15 protein-coding genes are annotated in these 20,370 nt (G+C 43.6%); all 15 read left to right on the top strand.

Translation table 11 applies throughout. The features are described 5' to 3' along the window. The first annotated feature begins 2 nt into the window (after positions 1-2). Positions 3-2,384 carry a VirB4-like conjugal transfer ATPase, CD1110 family gene (locus LK436_RS14980; RefSeq protein ID WP_008395330.1) on the top strand — a complete coding sequence of 794 codons (2,382 nt, stop codon included), beginning with the start codon at positions 3-5 and terminating at the stop codon, positions 2,382-2,384. An 84-nt stretch (positions 2,385-2,468) separates the two neighbouring features. Then, positions 2,469-4,400 (top strand): C40 family peptidase, encoded by a 1,932-nt coding sequence (locus LK436_RS14975; RefSeq protein WP_008395328.1) that lies wholly within the window; start codon positions 2,469-2,471, stop codon positions 4,398-4,400. A 50-nt stretch (positions 4,401-4,450) separates the two neighbouring features. Further along, complete coding sequence (locus tag LK436_RS14970; protein WP_008395327.1) at positions 4,451-5,347, top strand: hypothetical protein; 897 nt, start codon at positions 4,451-4,453, stop codon at positions 5,345-5,347. A 27-nt stretch (positions 5,348-5,374) separates the two neighbouring features. Further along, positions 5,375-5,593 (top strand): DpnD/PcfM family protein, encoded by a 219-nt coding sequence (locus LK436_RS14965; RefSeq protein ID WP_008395326.1) that lies wholly within the window; start codon positions 5,375-5,377, stop codon positions 5,591-5,593. Then, complete coding sequence (locus LK436_RS14960; RefSeq protein ID WP_005340528.1) at positions 5,590-5,958, top strand: hypothetical protein; 369 nt, start codon at positions 5,590-5,592, stop codon at positions 5,956-5,958. The genes LK436_RS14965 and LK436_RS14960 overlap by 4 nt, the downstream gene beginning before the upstream one ends. Before the next feature lie 798 nt (positions 5,959-6,756). Next, positions 6,757-7,116, top strand: coding sequence for a TnpV protein (locus LK436_RS14955; protein WP_227910095.1), 360 nt, complete (start codon positions 6,757-6,759; stop codon positions 7,114-7,116). Then, the gene (locus LK436_RS14950; RefSeq protein WP_227910093.1) at positions 7,041-13,556 is read left to right on the top strand and encodes a helicase-related protein; all 6,516 of its coding nucleotides are present in this window, start codon (positions 7,041-7,043) and stop codon (positions 13,554-13,556) included. The genes LK436_RS14955 and LK436_RS14950 overlap by 76 nt, the downstream gene beginning before the upstream one ends. A 13-nt stretch (positions 13,557-13,569) precedes the next feature. Next, positions 13,570-14,187 (top strand): class D sortase, encoded by a 618-nt coding sequence (locus LK436_RS14945; protein WP_008395323.1) that lies wholly within the window; start codon positions 13,570-13,572, stop codon positions 14,185-14,187. Further along, a complete protein-coding gene (locus LK436_RS14940; RefSeq protein WP_008395321.1) occupies positions 14,180-14,578 on the top strand; it encodes a hypothetical protein in 399 nt (132 codons plus the stop codon). The genes LK436_RS14945 and LK436_RS14940 overlap by 8 nt, the downstream gene beginning before the upstream one ends. Positions 14,579-14,581: 3 nt before the next feature. Continuing rightward, positions 14,582-15,271, top strand: a complete 690-nt coding sequence (locus tag LK436_RS14935) for a SpoVG family protein (RefSeq protein WP_008395320.1) — start codon at positions 14,582-14,584, stop codon at positions 15,269-15,271. Positions 15,272-15,331: 60 nt separating this feature from the next. Further along, complete coding sequence (locus tag LK436_RS14930; RefSeq protein WP_008395317.1) at positions 15,332-16,252, top strand: DUF6674 family protein; 921 nt, start codon at positions 15,332-15,334, stop codon at positions 16,250-16,252. Positions 16,253-16,431: 179 nt separating this feature from the next. Next, positions 16,432-17,397: a helix-turn-helix domain-containing protein gene (locus tag LK436_RS14925; RefSeq protein WP_008395316.1), complete on the top strand. Its 966-nt coding sequence runs from the start codon at positions 16,432-16,434 to the stop codon at positions 17,395-17,397. Positions 17,398-17,538: 141 nt separating this feature from the next. After that, complete coding sequence (locus LK436_RS14920) at positions 17,539-18,135, top strand: MptD family putative ECF transporter S component (protein WP_008395315.1); 597 nt, start codon at positions 17,539-17,541, stop codon at positions 18,133-18,135. After that, positions 18,135-18,887, top strand: coding sequence for an energy-coupling factor transporter transmembrane component T (locus LK436_RS14915; protein ID WP_008395312.1), 753 nt, complete (start codon positions 18,135-18,137; stop codon positions 18,885-18,887). The genes LK436_RS14920 and LK436_RS14915 overlap by 1 nt, the downstream gene beginning before the upstream one ends. Next, the gene (locus tag LK436_RS14910; protein WP_008395311.1) at positions 18,884-20,350 is read left to right on the top strand and encodes an ABC transporter ATP-binding protein; all 1,467 of its coding nucleotides are present in this window, start codon (positions 18,884-18,886) and stop codon (positions 20,348-20,350) included. The genes LK436_RS14915 and LK436_RS14910 overlap by 4 nt, the downstream gene beginning before the upstream one ends. Positions 20,351-20,370: the final 20 nt, after the last annotated feature.

Here is a 20,370-nt window from a genome sequence, read left to right as displayed (position 1 = left end):
ACATGGGTTTATTTACAGACGGATTTAAGTTATTAAAGAAAGCGAGTGAGCCTTTGTATAAGACACCTAAATCCATTCAGGAAACCATAGAGATTATGGCGGTGGCTGAAAACGGCATTTTTGAAGTAAGCAAAAATAAGTATTCCAAATGCTACCGCTTTCAGGACATCAATTACACGACAGCAACCGAGGATGAGCAGATCGGTATTTTCGAGAGATACTGCAAGTTCTTAAATTCGCTGGACTGTAATTATAAGATTACGATCAACAATAAGAACAAAAACATGGATGAACTCCGTGACAAGGTTCTGATTGCTGAGAAAAATGATGGTTTCAATAATTACAGAAGAATTTACAATGACATCATTGAAGAGAAGATTATTGCGGGCAGACAGGGGATTGAGCAGGAGAGATACCTGACAATCACGATTGAGAGAAAGAACTTCGAGGAGGCAAAGGCACAGTTTGCAACCCTTGAGGCAACGATACACAAGGCTTTCATTGAGCTTGGTGCGGAGATTGTACCACTTAATGGCAATGAGAGACTGAAAGTGCTCTATGACTATTATCATCTTGGAGATGAGGGCAGCTTTGATTTTGATATCAAAAAGGCAAAGAAGGTCGGGGCAGATTTTAGAAATGACCTGTGCAATGGGATGGTGAAATATTTCCCGGACCATTTTGAGGATGAGAGTAAATTCTGCAAGGCACTTTTCATCAAAAAGTATCCGAGCAGTTTGTCAGACAGATTCATCAATGAGATTACTTCCCTTCCGGTTCATTCCATCACGAGCATTGATGTGGTGCCTGTTCCCAAGGATCTGACAACAAAGGTGCTTCAGAAGAAATACCTTGGTATTGAGTCGGATATCATTAAGCAGCAGAGAGTCCGTAATAAGAATAACGATTTTTCTACGGAAATCTCATATGCCAAGAGAACGGAGAAAAAGGAGATTGAGGAAATCATGGATGATGTCCGTGAGAATGACCAGTGCCTTTTCTTTGTAGGAGTAACCATTATTCTTATGGCAGAAAGCAAGAAGGAGCTTGAGAGTGTATGTGAGACAGTAGAGACTATCGGAAAGCGTAACAGCTGCACGATTGACACACACTACTTAAAGCAGAGGGAGGCACTCAACACAGCACTTCCGATTGGTGTGAGACAGGTGGAGACAATGCGTACCCTTCTTACCCAGTCACTTGCGGTGCTTATGCCATTTAATGTGCAGGAATTAAATGACAGCACAGGGAACTATTATGGTATCAATCAGATCAGCAAGAATGTGAATATCGGTAACAGAAAGAAGCTCATCAACGGAAATGGATTCGTATTCGGAGTGCCTGGTTCCGGTAAATCGTTCTTCTGTAAGATGGAAATGGGCAGCGTATTCTTGTCGGGTGATGATGAGATAATCGTCATAGATCCAATGAACGAATACTTTGATATTGCCGAGACTTATGGCGGAACTGTAGTAAATATGTCTACCTACACGGATAACTATGTGAATCCGCTGGAGATGGATGTATGGAGCCTTGATCCGAATGATTCCAAGGGAATGGTAAGAGAAAAGGGCGAGTTTATGCTTGGACTTTGTGAGCAGTGTATCGGGGACAGCTTAAATTCAAGACAGAAGTCAATCATTGATCGTTGTGTGAGAAAGCTGTATATCGACATTGCAAGGAGCAAAGAGAAGTATATCCCGGTGATGAGTGATTTTTACGATATCCTTATGGCACAGCCGGAGGATGAGGCAAAGGACATTGCATTGTCTTTGGAGCTTTTCGTAAATGGTTCACTTAATATCTTCAATCATCAGACAAATGTGGATGTGGATAACAGATTCACAGTATATGGCATCAGGGACTTAGGTACGGAGCTTAGTCCTATCACAATGCTTGTTATGATGGAGTCCATTCAGAACAGAATTGTTGAGAATGGTAAGCGAGGCAAGGCAACATGGCTCTATATTGATGAGTTTCACGTATTACTTAATTCTGAGTATTCTGCAAAATATCTGCAGCAGCTTTGGAAGAAAGTAAGAAAGCAGGGAGGTCTTTGTACCGGTATCACGCAGAATGTAGTCGATCTGTTGCAGAATTACACAGCAACAACAATGCTTGCAAACTCAGAGTTCGTGGCACTTTTAAAGCAGGCAAACACGGACAGTTCCAAGATGGCGGAGGTTATCGGAGTATCAGAGGCACAGCTTAGATTTGTAACTAATACTGCATCAGGAATGGGACTTATCAAGTGTGGCTCAGTGGTAATTCCTTTTGATAATCAGATCAGTAAGGATACAGACCTCTACAGACTGTATAACACCAATATTCATGAGAAAATTGCAGAACAGAAGAAGCGTGAAATGCAGAATAATGTCGAATAATGTTGATAGAGGTCGCAATTTGCGACCTCAAAGTATAGCCATCCGGGAAGCTGGGTGGCTGTTTTGCATTTTGAGTGAAAGAAGGTGAGAACATTGAAGATAAAGAAAGTGGATGACAAGCCAATGGTCATTCACACCAAGGAGAAAGCCAAGATTCATGCCCACGAACCAAAGGGTGCCAAGATAAAAGGCAGCAACATCTACACAGTAGAGAGAGGTCCTAAAACTATCGGTGCAAAGGTATCTGATGATAAAAAGAAGTCCTATCGCAAGAGCACCATTCATCAGTCAGAGCCGAAGAATAAGGGATTATCAAGATTCAAGCGAAACCTTAAAGAATCAAACATTTCCATCAAGACCAAGAACACCAATCTTCACATAGCAGGAAGAACCAGTGCACTTGCAGCCGGGGCAGTAACAGAGCAGGTAGAAGGTGGGCAGGAGGTATCGCAGGCAGCATATCTTGCATATGAATCAAGCCGACCTGTTACCGGAACTGCTTCTAAGGGTGCAGCACTTTTCAGGAAAAAGGCGGCAGCCGAGGCAAAGAAGCGTATCAAGAAGGTAGAGGCAGGAAAGAAGCTGGCAAAAAAGACAGCAAAGAAAGCTGCCAAAGATACAGCCAAGGAGGTAGCTAAAGAGACGGCAAAAGAAACAGCCAAGACAACTGCCAAGGTTGCAACAAAAACTGCGACAAAGGCAGCTACTACAGCGGCAGGAACAGCAGTTGCACCGGGAGTTGGCACGGCAATCGGCATGGCAGCCGGATATGCTGCAGGTGTGTCCATAGAGGTCAAGGATGAAAAGATGACCAACCGGAGCAGGAAGATAAAATTCTTTCTGGATAAGATGAAAGCACAGGAGAATCAGACGGATAGTGTGGCAAAGCTGGTAAAGGATCTGATTGTGCGAAAAGCGATTACCTGGATAAAGGCAGCTGCACCGATTATCGGATTGGTGCTTTTATTACTTGTTCTTGTAGTTGCCATGATTGCGGTTCCGGTTATAGCGGTGATAGCAATCCTTTACAATTCTCCATTTGCTTTATTCCTGCCACCACTTGAATCAGGAGATACCGTGCAGACAGTAACGAGTGCCTATGTGCAGGAGTTTAACCAGGATGTGAACACGAAAGTGAATGAGCATACCGGATATGACCTTGGAGAGCTTGTATATGTGGACTATGAAGGTATGGAAGAAAACCCAAGCAATTACTATGACATCATGGCAGTCTATATGGTCAAGCATGGTGTCGGAGATACTGCAACAGTCATGAATGACATTTCAAAAGGCTGGCTGCAGGCAGTTGTAAATGATATGTGTTCATACACCACAAGCACCGGAACAAAGGATGTGGAAGAAACGGATGCAGACGGCAATGTGACTACTGTCACGAAGTCTGTTCTGTATGTGAATGTCACACTGAAATCGTACAGAGATATGATTTCGGTCTATGGATTTAATTCTGATCAGGTGGAAATGCTTGAGCAGATCATGAGTCCGGAGTTTATGGGACAGCTTGGATATGCCGGAAGCGGAAGTGGCGGCGGAGGCGGAAGTCCGGGAGTAAGCTCCATGACTGAGGATGAAATCAATGCCATCCTTAGTGGAATTACAGACAGCAGGCAGAAAACAGTCTGCTCCTATGCACTTCACAGAGTTGGCTTCCCTTATAGTCAGGATTTAAGAGACAGCGGTAACTATTATGACTGCAGCTCCTTAGCCTATTATTCATGGAAGGATGCAGGCGTGGATATTAGTTTCGGCGGTGCAACCACAGCGGCAGCGGAGGCACAGGGACTGGATGAAGCCGGAAAGACAGTCTCCTTTGATGAGTTACAGCCGGGAGACCTTATCTTCTACAGTTTTACAAGCAACGGAAGATATAAGAACATCAGCCATGTGGCAGTATATGTCGGAAATGGCAAGGTGGTAGAGGCACTTAATGAAAGTCTTGGTGTGGTCTACAGGGATGTGGCAAGCACAGGAAAGATTGTTGTGATAGGAAGACCATAACAGGAAATTTGCAGAGAGGGCATAGTCCCTCTCTGAGACTGGAGGTAAGAATGGATTTAAAAGATATGATATTGGTAACAGAAAACGACAGGGGAACAGAGATAAATATGCTGATGACTCTGGATGATTATAAGAGTTTTATAGCAATTGATGACATGTCAGAGCTTGCAGACCATCTGTTGCAGCTTGGAAGGACACTTGGTGAAGCAGATAACTTCACAGAGTATTACAGGGCAGCAAATGTAACTGTATCTGCGAGATTCTGTCTGGATGATATTCAGCTGGGACATTTTCTTCAGGGGTTTTATAACGATTCCAAAAAATTTCGGTTTGATAAAGAAGCCAGTTCTTCTGAATGTGTTGCAAAGCTTAAGGAGATTGGAATGACCGATAAGGGCTGGGTGGATGATTTTAACCTGCATTATGAAATGGAGAACCGCTCATTTGAAAGGGGACAGACATTTCATAACTTCAATGACCATGATTACATGGTGCTTGAAGCATTATCACCAAGAAATCTTGTGGTGATGGATATGAAGTCAGGTTCCCTTACAATCGCCCTTGGTGCGACAGAGTATAAGCGTTATCCCAAGGATGAGAAGCCTACAAAGGACAATACCACAATCGGGGTATCGTGGGAGCATGGGATTTATCTTGGTTCCACACTCTCAACCACGAATTTCAAGGCATACAAGAGGGAGTATGGCACACCGGAAAAGATAGAGGATATCTATGATTACAGGGCAAAGCTAAAGCAGAAGTTCTATTTTTATCAGGATATGTCAAAGGATGATGATGTACCAAAGAAGCTGCAGAATGACTTCCTTCACCAGATGTATGAGGATTTCGGAACGATTGAAGAAGACTGTTTTTACGACAGGCTGGAAGATGGAAAGTACGATGAAGGCTTTAAGGAAAGACAGGTAAAGGAAGAAAAGAGCCGATGATGAGATTTTTACAGGAGGCGATATCATATGGAGCAGGAATTTGATGTTGAGATAAAGGAAGTGCTTTCACGAGTACAGAAAGTAAAGGCAGAGTCGCTTGATGATGCCATCAATAAGGCAATGGATATGTATTATGCAGAGCAGATAGTCCTTGGAGCAGAGGACATGAAGGGAGTTGATTTTGCGCCTATCAGCGAAGGTCAGCGCCCTTCTTCATTAAAAGAAAACGGAGGAAGAGCAAGATGAAAAGTGATTCAACAACAGTAATTAAGAACATGGAGTTTTTAGTAAAGGAACTTCATAAGGAGTGGGACAGATCGGGTGCTTCTAAGGCATCCGTTATTATTTCCCTTGAGGAAGTAGATGGTATCAATGATAAGTTAAAAGAGATTATCTATCAGACACAGAAGTCAGTCGATGAGGATGAGCTGACCTTTAAACAGAGCATTGCAAAGTCCAAGGAGTGCTATGTGATTCTTCGTGTGGTGCGTAAGATTGCAAAGAAAAAGGATAAATGCGAAAAACAGGCAATCGACAATGAATTTGCAATCGAGCTGGATAAGGATGAGTTAAAGCTATTTAAGGGATTGTTTGCAGAAATGTTTAAGTAGAGGAGGACAAAGGTATGGGCGTTGATATGAAGGTCAAAGCGATATACGATTCTGAAATTGGTAACATCACCAGATCAGAAAAGAACTGGAAGGATGTGTTAAAGGTCGCAGGTCAGTTATACCGCTATGAATTTGACAATATCGTTATGGTAACAGCTCAGAGACCTCCGGAAAAAAGCACACTCATGGCAGATTATGATACCTGGAAAAAGGTGGGAAGATATGTAAAGCGTGGTGCGAAAGGCTGCGCTATCTTCCCGTCGAGGGCGCTGAATCCACGCATGAGGTATATCTTTGATATCAGTGATACCGGAGGGAAGAATGTCAAACTGACATGGGACCTTGAGGGAGAAAATCTTAAGGATTATGTGGATTTTCTTGTGTCAGAAGGTCAGATTGAGCAATACGATAACAGCGACAGGGAGTCTCTAAAAAATATATTAAAACAGTTTACAGGAACAGATGTTTGGCTTATAATAAAAGAAGAGTTCGGAGACCGAATGACCGAGCTTATGCAGCTATCAGGTAGTGTGATAAAGGAAGAAAGTAAGAAACGCAATGGCTTACAGCAGGAAATGGACATGGAGCAGCTTGTATATGCAAGTGTCATGTATGCTGTAGGGACGAGATGCGGATTTGACTTATCTGTGCAAGAACAGGATTTTAGTCAGATCGTAAATATCAAAGACGAAGAGATCATTTACCGTCTTGGTTCCATTGTATGCGATGTCTCCTGTAGTGTTCTTAGAGAATTTAGTCGTAACTTAAAGGCAATCGAGAGCGAAAGGAGAATTGGATATGTTAGAAGAAATGACTTACAAGGAAGTGGACGGACTGCTTTATCCGCAGATAGAGATGCCGGACGAGACGGAGAATCTCACGAAGCTGGGCAAATACGGAAGGATGGCGATGAACTATCTCAAAGAGAACGAGCCGGCAAGATACAAGACGCTGATGAGATTCGGGAAGATGTACGAGAAGATGTCAGCGGTAGAGGAGGAAGCGAATCAGCTGTACGACCAGTTAGAGATGCAGTATCTGGCGAAGCACAAGCCACAGGATCCGTCATCGACAATGGAGATGTGGAAGATAAGAGAGCAGGCGAAGATGCAGGCAGAGGAAGTGGTACTGAATCAGATAGTGATGCGATTCCACTAGAATCAGATGATACAGAACTGAATAGGGAACTTGATGAAATCAATTCATTGGGTGTCAGTAAGGAAGCCGAATATACACAGGCTTCCTTTTTTTTCGACCAGAATGGGCAGGCAAGCATTGGCACCATTCATACTGAGGACGAAAACAATAATCAGTTTATGCGTCAGTTCGAGCAGGACAGAAAAGCTGCATTAGCAGGTAAATACAATTACCTGAATCCCAAAAAGTCTGCAACAGTACCAGGTGAGTATATCAAACAGGTGCTTATGAGAGGTACAGGTTTTATCGGTGGTAAGGGCAGGGTATGCAAGATTTTTGAAACAGAGATTGATGCAGGAACCAGAGCAAAGCGTATCAAAGCAGAATATGGTCAGGGAGGTGCAGGCTGGCCGGTTGACGGACTGGGACTGCACGGATATGACACATTTCATGGGAACGGACTGCGTTTTCAGTGGCGAGATGAGGATGGAGAGGTTGAAGGATATGTTTCATGGAAAGATATCGAAAAAGAGCTTGGTGTCCTTATTCTTACAGGGGAATACCAGCCTGAGACACCTCGTATTGATGAGCTTGCGATGGACGGACTCCGTGAGGATGATGAGGTCATTGATGCCGAATACCGGGAAGTGGAACCGGAAGGGGCAGAATCAGAGATTGATGATTATGCAATACCGGATGAGCCGGAGAGCTATGCTTCTAACCGAACTGTAAAAGTAGCAAATTCGCATGAAGATGTACATGAGGAAAGTAATGAAGCATATGTATCTGCATATGGCATGACACCACAGGAAACTGCTGATGAAGACCGCATGATAACACAGGCAGAATATGGTGCAGAGATAGAAGCTGAAACAACTGAAAAAGATCCATCAGAGCTTCAGTATATTACACCGATTGATTATGCCAAGCGTATTGCAGAGCTTGATGAAGACCTGCGTGATGCGGCGGAGATTCTTGTAACAGATTGCAGCTGCTACACTCCGTTTAGGGCATTCCTTATGGATGTGGTGCAGTCTGATTTTGCATTTATGCCCAATAAACTTGACCTTATCAGGGATATTGCATTAGGGACAGATAATGCAGAAAGAAAAGCATATTCCAACAATAAGTATGGTCTTGTGGAGTACTCAATCAGAAGCGGATATGTGAAGATCAGCTATAAGAACAGGAATGGTGTGCGTAAGGAAGGTGCTATCGACTGGCGTGAGTTATATGAAATCTTATCCTATATGGTAAAACAGCCATTTTACTGTGGAGAAGACCAGAAAAAGTATTATCAGGAGACAAAGCAGAAAGCTGACAGGGATAAGATGAATCCGGTCTATAAGAGATTCTTTGATATCGAGGATAGTGTAAAAGCCAATCGTCTTGAAACCAGGGAAAGAGCAATAGCGAATGGCTGGGAAACCAAGATTGATGAGAATGGACATGTGGTTTCAGATGATGCAGCACAGAAAAAATACAACTTCCACTATAATCTCTGGGAAATGGAAAAAGGCGGTGCTAAGACCAGATACCAGTGGAATATGGATGCAATCCGCACTTTAAAGCAGATTGAATCAGAAAACAGGCTTGCCACACCGGAGGAACAGAAAGTTTTGTCGAAGTTTGTCGGCTGGGGCGGACTGTCACAGGCATTTGACGAGGAAAACGCAGGCTGGAACAAACAGTATGCAGAGCTGAAAGAACTTTTATCTGATGAGGAATACAGTGCTGCAAGGGCAACAGTAAACAATGCCTTTTACACTTCACCGGAGATTGCCATGTGCATAAATTCGGCACTTGTCCAGTTTGGTTTCAGAGGCGGCAATGTATTAGAGCCATCTATGGGTATCGGTAACTTCTTTGGGAGTATGCCGGCACCTATGCAGAGAAGTAAGCTGTATGGGGTGGAGCTTGACAGCATTTCAGGAAGAATTGCAAAGCAGCTTTATCAGAATGCCAATATCAGCATCACAGGATTTGAGAATACCACTTATCCGGATAACTTCTTTGATGTGGTTGTCGGAAATGTGCCATTTGGTGATTATAAGGTTTTTGATCCAAAGTACAACAAGTATAACTTCCGTATCCACGATTATTTTCTGGCAAAAGCACTTGACCAGGTAAGACCGGGAGGAATGGTTGCTGTAATTACCACAAAGGGAACACTTGATAAGGCAAATCCTACTATCCGAAAGTATATGGCTGAAAGGGCAGAGCTTGTGGGAGCGATAAGACTTCCGAATACTGCATTTAAAGACAATGCAGGAACCGAAGTGACAGCAGATATCCTGTTTTTGCAGAAGAGGGAGAGAAAGATTGATATTGAGCCTGACTGGGTACACCTTGGTGTGACCGAGAACGGAATTGCAGTCAACTCTTATTTTGCAGAGCATCCGGAGATGATGCTTGGATCTATGGAATTTGATACAAGGATTTACGGACAGGACAGCAGATATACAGTCTGTGTGAATGATGATGAGAACTTCAATATGTATGAAGCATTAAACAAAGCTATCGGTAATATCAAAGCACAGATGACAGATTTTGAGAGAGTGGCAGATGAGGCGGAGCAGACGGAGGAAGTTATCCCGGCTGATCCGGATGTGAGAAACTACACTTACACATTTTTTGAAGGAAAACTCTATTACAGGGAAAATTCTGAGATGGTAAGAAAAGAGGTATCACAGACTGCCGAGGAGCGAATCAGAAGCCTTGATGAAATCAGACAGATAACAAGAGAGCTGATTGATATTCAGATGGATGGCTGCAGTGAGGAGGAGCTTTCTGATAAGCAGAGACTTCTTAATGTGAAATACGATGCCTTTATAAAGCAGTATGGAGCCATTACTTCAAAAGCAAACAGAATAGCTTTCAGGGATGACAGCGATTACCCGCTTCTTTGCAGCCTTGAGGAAGTAAATGAAGACGGGGAGGTGAAAAAAGCGGATATGTTTTATAAGCAGACGATTAAGGCAAAGACTGTCATAGACAGGGTAGAGACCGCTGTGGAAGCATTAAATGTATCCGTCAATGAATTTGGATATGTAAATCTTGCCTATATGCTCTCTATCTATGAGCCGGATATTACAAATGCAAAGGAAGAGCTTGCTGAAAAGTCCGGGCAGACAGCTGATGAGATAACATTTAGTGATGATGCTTTGGCACAGCTTAGAAGGGCAGTTCTTGTGGAAGAGCTGGACGGACTGATTTTCCTTAATCCCGACCGCTACAACGAGAATAATCCGGACATCGGCTGGGAGACAGCAGACGAGTATCTTTCCGGAAATGTGAGAGACAAGCTTCGTGTAGCAAAAGCTATGGCGGCTGATACAGACAATCCACAGGCAGAAAGATTTGCAGGCAATGTGGCAGCACTTGAAAAGGTGCAGCCGGAATGGATTGAAGCTTCAGATATTGATGTAAAGATTGGTACGACATGGATTGAACCGCTTGATTATGAGCAGTTTATCTATGAACTTCTCAATACACCAAGACGTGCAAGAGCAGTCAGAAGTCAGTTTTACAATACAGGCATTCAGGTACACTTAAATAAGATGAGCATGGAATGGTTCATCGAGAATAAGAGCATGGATAAGCATTCAGTGGCAGCTACTAAGACCTATGGTACAAGCCGCATGGATGCTTATTCTATTTTTGAGGATACGCTGAATCTTAAAACTGTAACAGTAAGGGACAGGATTGATGACGGTGATGGCAAATATCATTACGAAGTCAATAAGAATGAGACAATGCTTGCAAGGGAAAAACAGAACATGATCAAGGAAAAGTTCAAGGAATGGCTGTTTTCAGAGCCGGAACGCAGACAGAAATATGTGGAGTATTATAACGAGACATTCAATAATATCCGCCTGCGTGAGTATGACGGAAGCCACTTACAGTTTCCGGGAATGAATCCGGCGATTGAGCTAAAGCCACATCAGAAGAATGCGGTGGCTAGAATCCTTCTTGGAGGAAACACCCTGTTGGCACACTGTGTCGGTGCCGGAAAGTCCTTTGAGATGATGGCTGCCTGCATGGAGCAGAAGAGACTTGGACTTGCCAATAAAACGATTATGGTTGTTCCAAAGCCGCTTATCGGGCAGACTGCATCAGAGTTTTTAAGGCTTTATCCGTCAGCCAATATCTTAGTTGCCACAGAGCGTGATTTTGAAAAGAGCCGCAGAAAGCAGTTTGTATCAAGGATTGCAACAGGTGACTATGACTGCATTATCATGTCCCACTCGCAGTTTGAGAAAATCCCGATCTCAGCAGAGAGAAAGGAAAGAATGCTCAATGAGCAGATAGATGAAATCAGCTATGCGATTGATGAGATGAAAGAGCGTAATGGAGAGCGTTGGACTGTAAAACAGATGGAAAGCCAGAAGAAAAAGCTGGAGGAGCAGCTTAAATCACTATCTGATGAAAGCAGAAAGGATGACCTTATTACCTTTGAGGAGCTGGGGGTAGATTCTATCATGGTAGACGAAGCACATAATTTTAAGAACCTTGCGATTTTTTCCAAGATGAACAATGTGTCAGGTATCAGCAGCAGTGGAGCAAAGAAGTCAACGGATATGCAGCTTAAATGCCAGTACCTATCAGAGATAAATGATGGCAGGGGCATTGTGTTTGCTACAGGTACACCTATATCCAATACCATGTGTGAGATGTATGTCATGCAGCTTTACTTACAGAAAGCGGCACTTGAAGAGATGGGGATTTATCACTTTGATTCATGGGCAGCGAACTTTGGTGAAGTGACAACAGCACTGGAGCTTACTGTAGAGGGAAGCGGATTCCGTTTTAAGAGCAGATTCAATAAGTTTACGAATCTGCCGGAGCTTATGAATATCTTCCGTGAGGTAGCAGATGTGCAGACAGCAGACATGCTTGACCTTGATGTGCCGGCTCTCCGTGGCGGCAAGCCTATTATTGTGGAGTCGGAGCCTGACTGGTATGTGAAGCAGGTCATGGAAGACTTTGTTGTGAGGGCAGAGCGTATCAGAGGCGGTGGAGTTGATCCAAGCGTGGATAACTTCCTAAAGATTACCCATGAGGCAAGACTATTAGGAACAGATGCCAGACTGATTGATAAGGATGCACCGAACAATCCGGACGGAAAACTCAATAAGGTAGCAGAAAATGTGTGGAAAGAATACGAGAAAGGAAATGCCAACGGTCATATAGGCTGCCAGCTTATTTTTTCGGATATCGGCACACCGGGACCGGATAAGGACTTTACCATCTACGATTATCTGAAGGAAACACTTATCCAGTATGGTATTCCGGCAGATGAGATAGCATTTATTCATGATGCCAAAACGGATGCACAGAGGGACGCACTTTTTAAGGAGATGAGGACAGGTAAAAAGAAAGTTCTTATCGGTTCAACGGACAAGTGTGGAACAGGTGTCAATGTGCAGACACACCTTGTAGCAATGCATCATGTGGACTGTCCTTGGAAGCCAAGCTCCATTGAACAGAGGGAAGGACGAGGCATCAGGCAGGGCAACGAAAATGAAGAGGTGGCTATCTACAGATATGTCACAAAAGGAACCTTTGATGCATACAACTGGTCACTTGTCGAGAATAAGCAGCGTTTTATCAGTCAGGTTATGACAAGCAAGGCTGTAAGCCGAAGCTGCGAGGATATCGACGAGGCTACACTTTCCTATGCAGAGATCAAGGCGGTTGCTACAGGTAATCCTCTGATCAAGGAAAAGATGGAGATTGACAATGATGTCCAGAGATTAAAGCTCTTAAAGGCATCCTATGACAATCAGAGATATGGCTTGCAGGATAACTTTATGATCAAGTATCCGAAGCTGATTAAGACAGCAACAGAAAAGCTTGCCAATGTCCGTGAGGATGTAAAGGCAAGGGATAAAGAGCTGATTGATAATCCGGAATTTGCCATTACTATAGGCAAAGCAACTTATACTGAGCGTGTGGATGGCGGAACGATGATGCTTGAAGCAATCAGCAAATGCAAGACCGGAGAGACAACTGCAATTGGTAAATTCCATGGATTTGAGCTGCTTGTGGAAAAGAACTTCCTTGACATCAATTATATGGTGCTTCGTGGAAAGACAGAGTATAAAGTAGAGCTTTCCACCAGTCCGGTCGGCAGTATGGTGAAGCTTGAAAACCTGTTCAATGGACTCCATGAGAACATTGATTTCTTAGAAAAGAAGATTGAGCAGTACCAGAATGACCTTGAAGCATCAAAGACTGAGTATGATAAGCCATTTGCATACAGCACGGAGCTGGAAGAAAAGCTGGCAAGACAGTGTGAACTGAATGCCCAGCTTGACCTTGAGAACGCAAAGGCTGTGGATGCAGACCTGAGCGGACCGGAGGAAGAAAGAGAAGCAGATGACAGGATGGAAGCTGCAGCAATTGTAGCTGAGGATAAAGGCACTTATTCAGCCGACAGAGAGGGCAGAACACGATAGGAGAGTGAATAATATGAGCATAAGAAAAGTGGTCGCAGGACTACTGATTACAGCAGGGATTGCCATTATGGCAGTCCCTTTTTTCTGGAGGGCAACCGGAGAAAAACAGACAGAACAGCTCATAAGTGAATTTGAGCAGACATTGGAGGATGATTACGATGAAGAAACAGATGTGGAGGAAGAGCAAACCTCCATTAGTGAAGAGGATGAAGCCATTCTTAAAGAAGGCGGTGTTATCGGCATCATTGAGATACCGGGGTTAGATATCAGGTATCCGGTAATGGAAGGAACCACAAGTAAAGTGCTTAATGCAGGGATTGGTCATATAGAAGAGACTGCAGGAATCGGTGAGAGTGGCAACTGTGTATTGTGCGGTCACAATGGCAGCAGATATGGCACATTTTTTACACCACTAAGTCAGATATCCATAGGTGATGAAGTGATGATAACCGACAAAAAGGGACAGGAGCATATCTATGAGGTAACAGAGACAGAGGTAGTAAATCCGTATGATAACAGCATCAAGACACAGGGAGATGAAAAAGAATTAACTCTTTTTACCTGTTCCCAGAAAGGAACCATGCGTTTTGTGGTCAGGTGCATTTATAAGGAGGCGGTTATGGATGAATAAGAGATACCGGTTAGCTGAGATAGAAGAGGCAGTATCGGAAATGGAAGAGTTAATTGACATCGAGGATGATATTGCAGAGATTGATGATGACTTTCAGATAGTTGTAAGCGGCTGGTCTGTGTATGTCGAAAGTCTGAATCTGACACTCAGACAGGGAATAGCCTGTGTATGGGATGCAGAGGAAGGATTATTTATGCCTGATTTTGATGTGACCATCGTGTATGAGGGGAACATTGAAACACAGGAGTGGCTCTACTACGAGCAGGACGGAATGGTTGTTACACTTGGCAACTGGCTTAATGGCAGATTGTCTTGTGAACAGATAGAACAGCTTTGGTGTGAGCTTATCATACCGGAGCAAAACAAAGAACAAAAAGAAAGCGAGGAATAGCATATGAAGTATTCAATTAAGGTAAACGAAGTAAGAGCAAAAGAGGGCAGCAATATCAAAGGATTTGCAACAGTGGTATTTGGTGATTCATTTAAGATTACCAATATTGCAATCCTTGAGAATAAGGACAAGGGAGAGCTTTTTGTTTCAATGCCTAGATACCGCTCCAATGAGCGTGATGAAAGCAATGGTGTGATCTATAAGGATGTGTGCAATCCTATCACAGCAGAGTTTCGTGAGGAACTCTATACCAATATCCTTGATGCCTATGCAAGAATCAGGGAACCGGAGAAAGAGGAGACACAGAAGCAGGACAGAACACGTGAAATGCCTGAGTTTTCCGTAACTGTGACACCTTATGAGAGGGAAGGCAGTAACATCAAAGGACTTGCCCGTATTTACTTTGAAAACAGTTTCATCGTAAATAACATCAATATCGTGCAGGGCAAAGAGAAAATCTTTGTATCAATGCCTTCTTATAAGACAAAGCAGGTGGACGAGCAGGGCAAGCCAATCTATCAGGATGTCTGTTATCCGGTCACAAAGGATTTCAGGGAAAAACTCTACAATGAGATTATCTCTGAATATGAGAAAGCAAAGGATAAGAGCAACGAAAAGGCAAGAGAGAGTGCAGAGAAACATCATGGCAATCCCGATAAAGAGAAGGACAAAGAGGCGACGCCCTTTCGATAATCAGTAATCAGAGTACAGGGGCGGCCAAGGCTGCCCCATTTACAGAATGGAGGAAACAGAATGGATATGGAAGCAGGAAAAACACTTACCAATGAGGAGGTTATAAGGGAACTTCTCGAATTACTAAAGAAAAATGCCATGAAAGAGCAGGCAAACGATGTATTTGAGATATGCAGCTATGTGGACGGACTGGAGAAAAAGATTGATTCCATGACGGAAGAACTCACCAACATGCAGAACCAGATCAAAGAAATGCAGGAAGATACACTTGTCAATAATGCAAAAAAGGTATTGTCGGAAGCACAGGAGCGACTTAATACCAGATGTGAGCAGATAAAGTCACAGGTATTAGAAGTGAAAGAACAGGTCAAATCTACTGCTAAGGGCATAGTCGAAGAAGCAAAGGAAAAGGGAAGAGCTGCATTATACAGGGTATCTGAGTTCTTAGGAATTAAGAAAAGATTTCTGGATATTCGAGAGAATGTAAGAGGTGCAATCAAGACCACAGATACGGATATAGCAAAGACAGCACTTCTTGCAAAAGGATTTCGTGAAGCAGGGCAGACAGTAGCCAATGCATTCCGTACTTTTGCTGACAAACCGGAGGTGGATTACTCACGGAAAGAACAGAAACATCCCATTACAAAGGCGGTGCTTGCACCTATGAAAGCAGTGAAAAAGATACTTGTATCAATGGAGCTACATCTTGATGCTTCGATTGATAAGCTGGATAATCTGGATATGAATGTGCAACTTGATAAGGAAAAGCATATGGAGAATGTGAAGGAGCAGGAACAGACAGAGCCTGAGAGGACAGAGGCTGAGCGAGTAGAAGCAGAGATTGTATATTCACCGATGGTCGCTGAACCACAGGAGTATCAGTATAATGCAGATGCATTTGAAAATTATTTGAGAGATAATGCTGCAAATGATAATAAGAACAAAGAAATAATAATGCAAAAGGATAAAAATGTACGATGAGTAGGCATAATTCGTAAATTAATTGCCACTACGTTTTTGAAATAGCATTGAAGTGGTATCTACGATGTTTTGATGTGAAATGGATTCTGCGGTATACACAAGGAATACAAATTGACTTTTCCAGGTTGGTGTTGTAAACTATGATTAGCATTGACTAACCATAAGGAGGGCGCTCATACATGACAAATCAATACATGAATAATCTTTATCGTGATCTGCTCTCTAATTCACCGCAGACGATCACCATAGATATTCCGGCAGACATGGGAACCGGTCAGATTTCGCAGATCGTCACGAAACAGGGAGCAGTTGTTTCAGACTGGAGAATGAATTACTTTTCGGATATGAACGTGCAGGGAGTGAGCAGTGAAGAATACATACAAATGCTGTTCTGCTTCAATGACGGTGTTTCCTGGAATATTGCAGACAACCGGCAAAGTGCCAGCATACAAAAGGGTGAATCCTGTATTTATCGCGGCCACGGGAAAATGGAATATCTGTGCTATTCTAAAAAGAGCGATTTCCTTTTCAAAAATGTGAAAATACCTCTATCCTATTTCTATAAGATTCTGAATGACTACTTTGAGGCTGGTGAGATCGAGGTCTATCGGAAAAAATTATTGGACGGCATATCAAAGGTGAATATCACGCCCTATATGGAACACATTTTTGCGGAGCTGCAAGACTTCACGCAATATCGTGGCGGGTTGGGATACCTGTTTCTGGAAAGCAAGGTCTTTGAGCTGCTATCGGTATATTTGAGCGAGGTCCTGGAGCTGAGTATTCTCGCGTCAACCTACGTTGCAATTTCCAGAAGTGACCGGGATTCCATCATAGAGGCAAAGCGAATTATTGACAGCCAGCTTGCCCTGGCTCCGAGCTGCGAGGAATTGGCGCGGCAGGTCAATATCAGCACTTCAAAATTGACGAAGGGCTTTTCCTCCCTGTTCGGAACATCGGTTCATGCGTATGTCATCGACCAGCGGTTAGAAAAGGCGGCAAGCCTGCTGTTAGAAAGTAATTTGAATGTCAGCCAGGTGGCTATACTGGTGGGATATTCAAAAGCGAGCAATTTCGCAGCGGCGTTCAAAAGGAAATACGGAGTGAATCCGAAAAACTATAAAGCAGAAGCTACGATTGGATAAACGCAAAAATACTGATTTTGGGTAGAATAAAATTGGTTTTGGGTTGGAATCGTGGGTGCAAATTGTTATTATATGTGGTGTGGTTAGAAGAAGCTAACCACACCACATTTTCATTTTCTCAGAGATAAGGAGGATACTGGTATGAGTTCCCAGAAAAAAAGTTCCCGGCTTGAGGGAAAAGATTTAATTACTATCGGCATCTACACCGTCATCTATGTTGTGATTGTTATGCTGGTGGCGATGCTTGGCTTCATCCCCATTTTTATTCCGCTGATGGCGGTGCTGTGCCCTTTGATTGGCGGCATCCCCTATATGCTGTATGTTACAAAGGCTAAAAAATTCGGGATGACTGCAATCATGGGTTTCCTGATTGGCCTAATCATGGTGTTCTTCGGCAACGGCTATCTTACCATGGTAACTGGTCTCGTTGGCGGCCTGTTGGCCGACGTGATCCTGAAAAAGGCGGACTACAAAAGTGCAAAGAGTACAGTTCTTTCCTGCGGTGTGTTCAGCATCTGGGTGTTTGGCAACTTTGCTCCCATTTTCCTGAACCGTGAAAGCTATATGGTAATGTTGACTGAAGGATACGGCACTGAATATGCAGCTACCCTTAATACATATATGCCTATGTGGATTGCGCCTATTCTGCTGGTTGCCTGCTTTGTGTTTGGCCTTGTCGGAGGTATGATTGGGAAAGCCATTTGCAAAAAGCACTTCCAGCGTGCCGGTATTGCATAATGGCGCGGGAAATTCTGCTCAGCAAAAAAACAGAACAAGGGTTACGGCTCGATCCGCGTACAAAACTGTTGCTCATCTTCATCATAAGCATTTTTGTCATGGGCGGAACAGGCGGAGAAGCTATGGGGCTGATCCGCCTTGCTCTTTGTACGGTTCCGGCTATATTGCTGCTTACCTCGAAGCAATGTGTAAAAGCTGTGGGCTATATTGCTGTGTTTTCTGCTTTTTATGCTGTTCAAATTTATGTTTTGCCGCACCTTACGGGGATATTGAATTTCCTCGTTCTGTTTACAACCGGATTCTTCTGCCGAATCCTTCCCAGTGTTGCGATTGCTGCCTATGCAGTGAAAACAACAACGGTCAGTGAATTGATTTCCGGCATGGAAAGAATCCATATGCCTAAAGAAGTGACGATCCCCTTAACGGTCATGTTCCGCTTCTTTCCAACTGTCTTTCAGGAGTCAGAAGCAATCAGTGACGCTATGAAAATGCGTGGGATTAAACTTGGAGGGAAAAAATCTTCAAAAATATTGGAGTATAAGCTGATCCCGATGATTACCTGCTCCGTGAAAATCGGTGAGGAACTTTCCGCTGCGGCAATTACCCGTGGCCTCGGCGCTCCTGTCAAACGCACAAACATTTGCCAGCTTAAATTCAATTTTGCCGATGTGGTTCTGATCTTGTTTTGTTGCTTTGTAGTGTTTTGGGCGATTGCTTCCCCGATAATTTCCGCAGGAGGGATTTTGCCATGATAGATTTTCAAAATGTTTCTTTTTCTTATGGTGAAGAATCCAGCGGCGGAGGGATTAGAAATGTCAATCTCACCATAAACACAGGGGAATTTGTTTTACTCACGGGAGAATCCGGCTGTGGGAAAACAACGATTACCCGTTTGGTAAACGGGCTGGTGCCTCATTATTACGAGGGCAATTTAGAGGGCGATGTCCTTCTGGACGGAAAAAGCGTATCAGATACGCCGCTTTATGAATTGGCTGCTATGGTGGGATCTGTATTCCAGAATCCCAAAAGTCAGTTTTTCAACGTGGATACGGATAGTGAATTAGCCTTTGCTTGTGAAAATTTAGGCTATCCTCAGGAGGATATCCTGAAAAGGATTGACCGGACAGTTTCCGATTATCATATTGAAGATTTGATGGGGCGAAGAGTGTTTGCTCTGTCCGGAGGCGAAAAGCAAAAAATAGCCTGTGCTTCATCAAGTGTATTGCTGCCGGGAATTATGGTCCTGGACGAACCATCTTCTAATTTGGATATGGCTGCTATTGATGACCTGCGGCAGGTCCTGAGCCTCTGGAAAAAGCAGGGCAAAACAATTCTGATTGCAGAACACCGCCTCTACTACCTTCACGATCTTGCAGATCGTGTGCTGTATGTAAAAGATGGGGAGATTGAACGGGAATACACGCCTGCTAAATTTGACAGCTTATCGGATGGCACTCGAAAAGAAATGGGGCTGCGGCCGTTTTCTCTCTCGAAGTTGAAGCCTGCGAATCAGTATCAGGCGCATACAGCTAAACATATGGAATTTCAAAATTTTTGCTTTGCGTATAAAAAGCGGGAACCGGAAAGCCTCCATATTCCGAGTGCAGAACTGCCTGTTGGAGAAACGATTGCCATTATCGGTCTGAATGGCGCTGGAAAATCTACTCTGGCCCGCTGTATTTGCGGACTGGAAAAGAAGTGTGGCTTTTTGCAGGTTGACGGGAAAACCCTTGATTGGAAAGCCCGGCTCAAACATTGCTACATGGTAATGCAGGATACCAGCCATCAGCTATTTACCGAAAGCGTGGCGGATGAAGTGCTTCTGAGCATGGACAATAAGGATGAAACTGTTGTGGATAAAATCCTTAAACAGTTTGATCTGCTGGAATATAAAGACAGGCACCCGCTTTCTCTTTCTGGCGGGCAAAAACAGCGGGTAGCGATTGCGTCTGCCATTGTGAGTAACCGGGAGATCATTGTGTTTGACGAACCAACAAGCGGGCTTGATCTCAAACATATGCGGGAAGTTGCGCGGAGTTTGAAGTCACTCGCGGATCAGGGCAAAACGCTTCTTGTTATTACGCATGATCCGGAGTTGGTGATGGCGGGATGTTCGTATGTAGTCCATATGGAAAAAGGGCAAGTAAAAGAAAGCTATCCATTGGACGAATCCGGCAGTAAAAAGGTTTTGGATTTTTTCCGAATCCGCCAGTGAATTTTAGAAATTATGAATGT

This window comes from Clostridium sp. M62/1, assembly GCF_020736365.1.
GTDB lineage: Bacteria > Bacillota > Clostridia > Lachnospirales > Lachnospiraceae > Otoolea > Otoolea saccharolyticum_A.
This window is presented reverse-complemented; position numbering and strand designations above follow the sequence as displayed.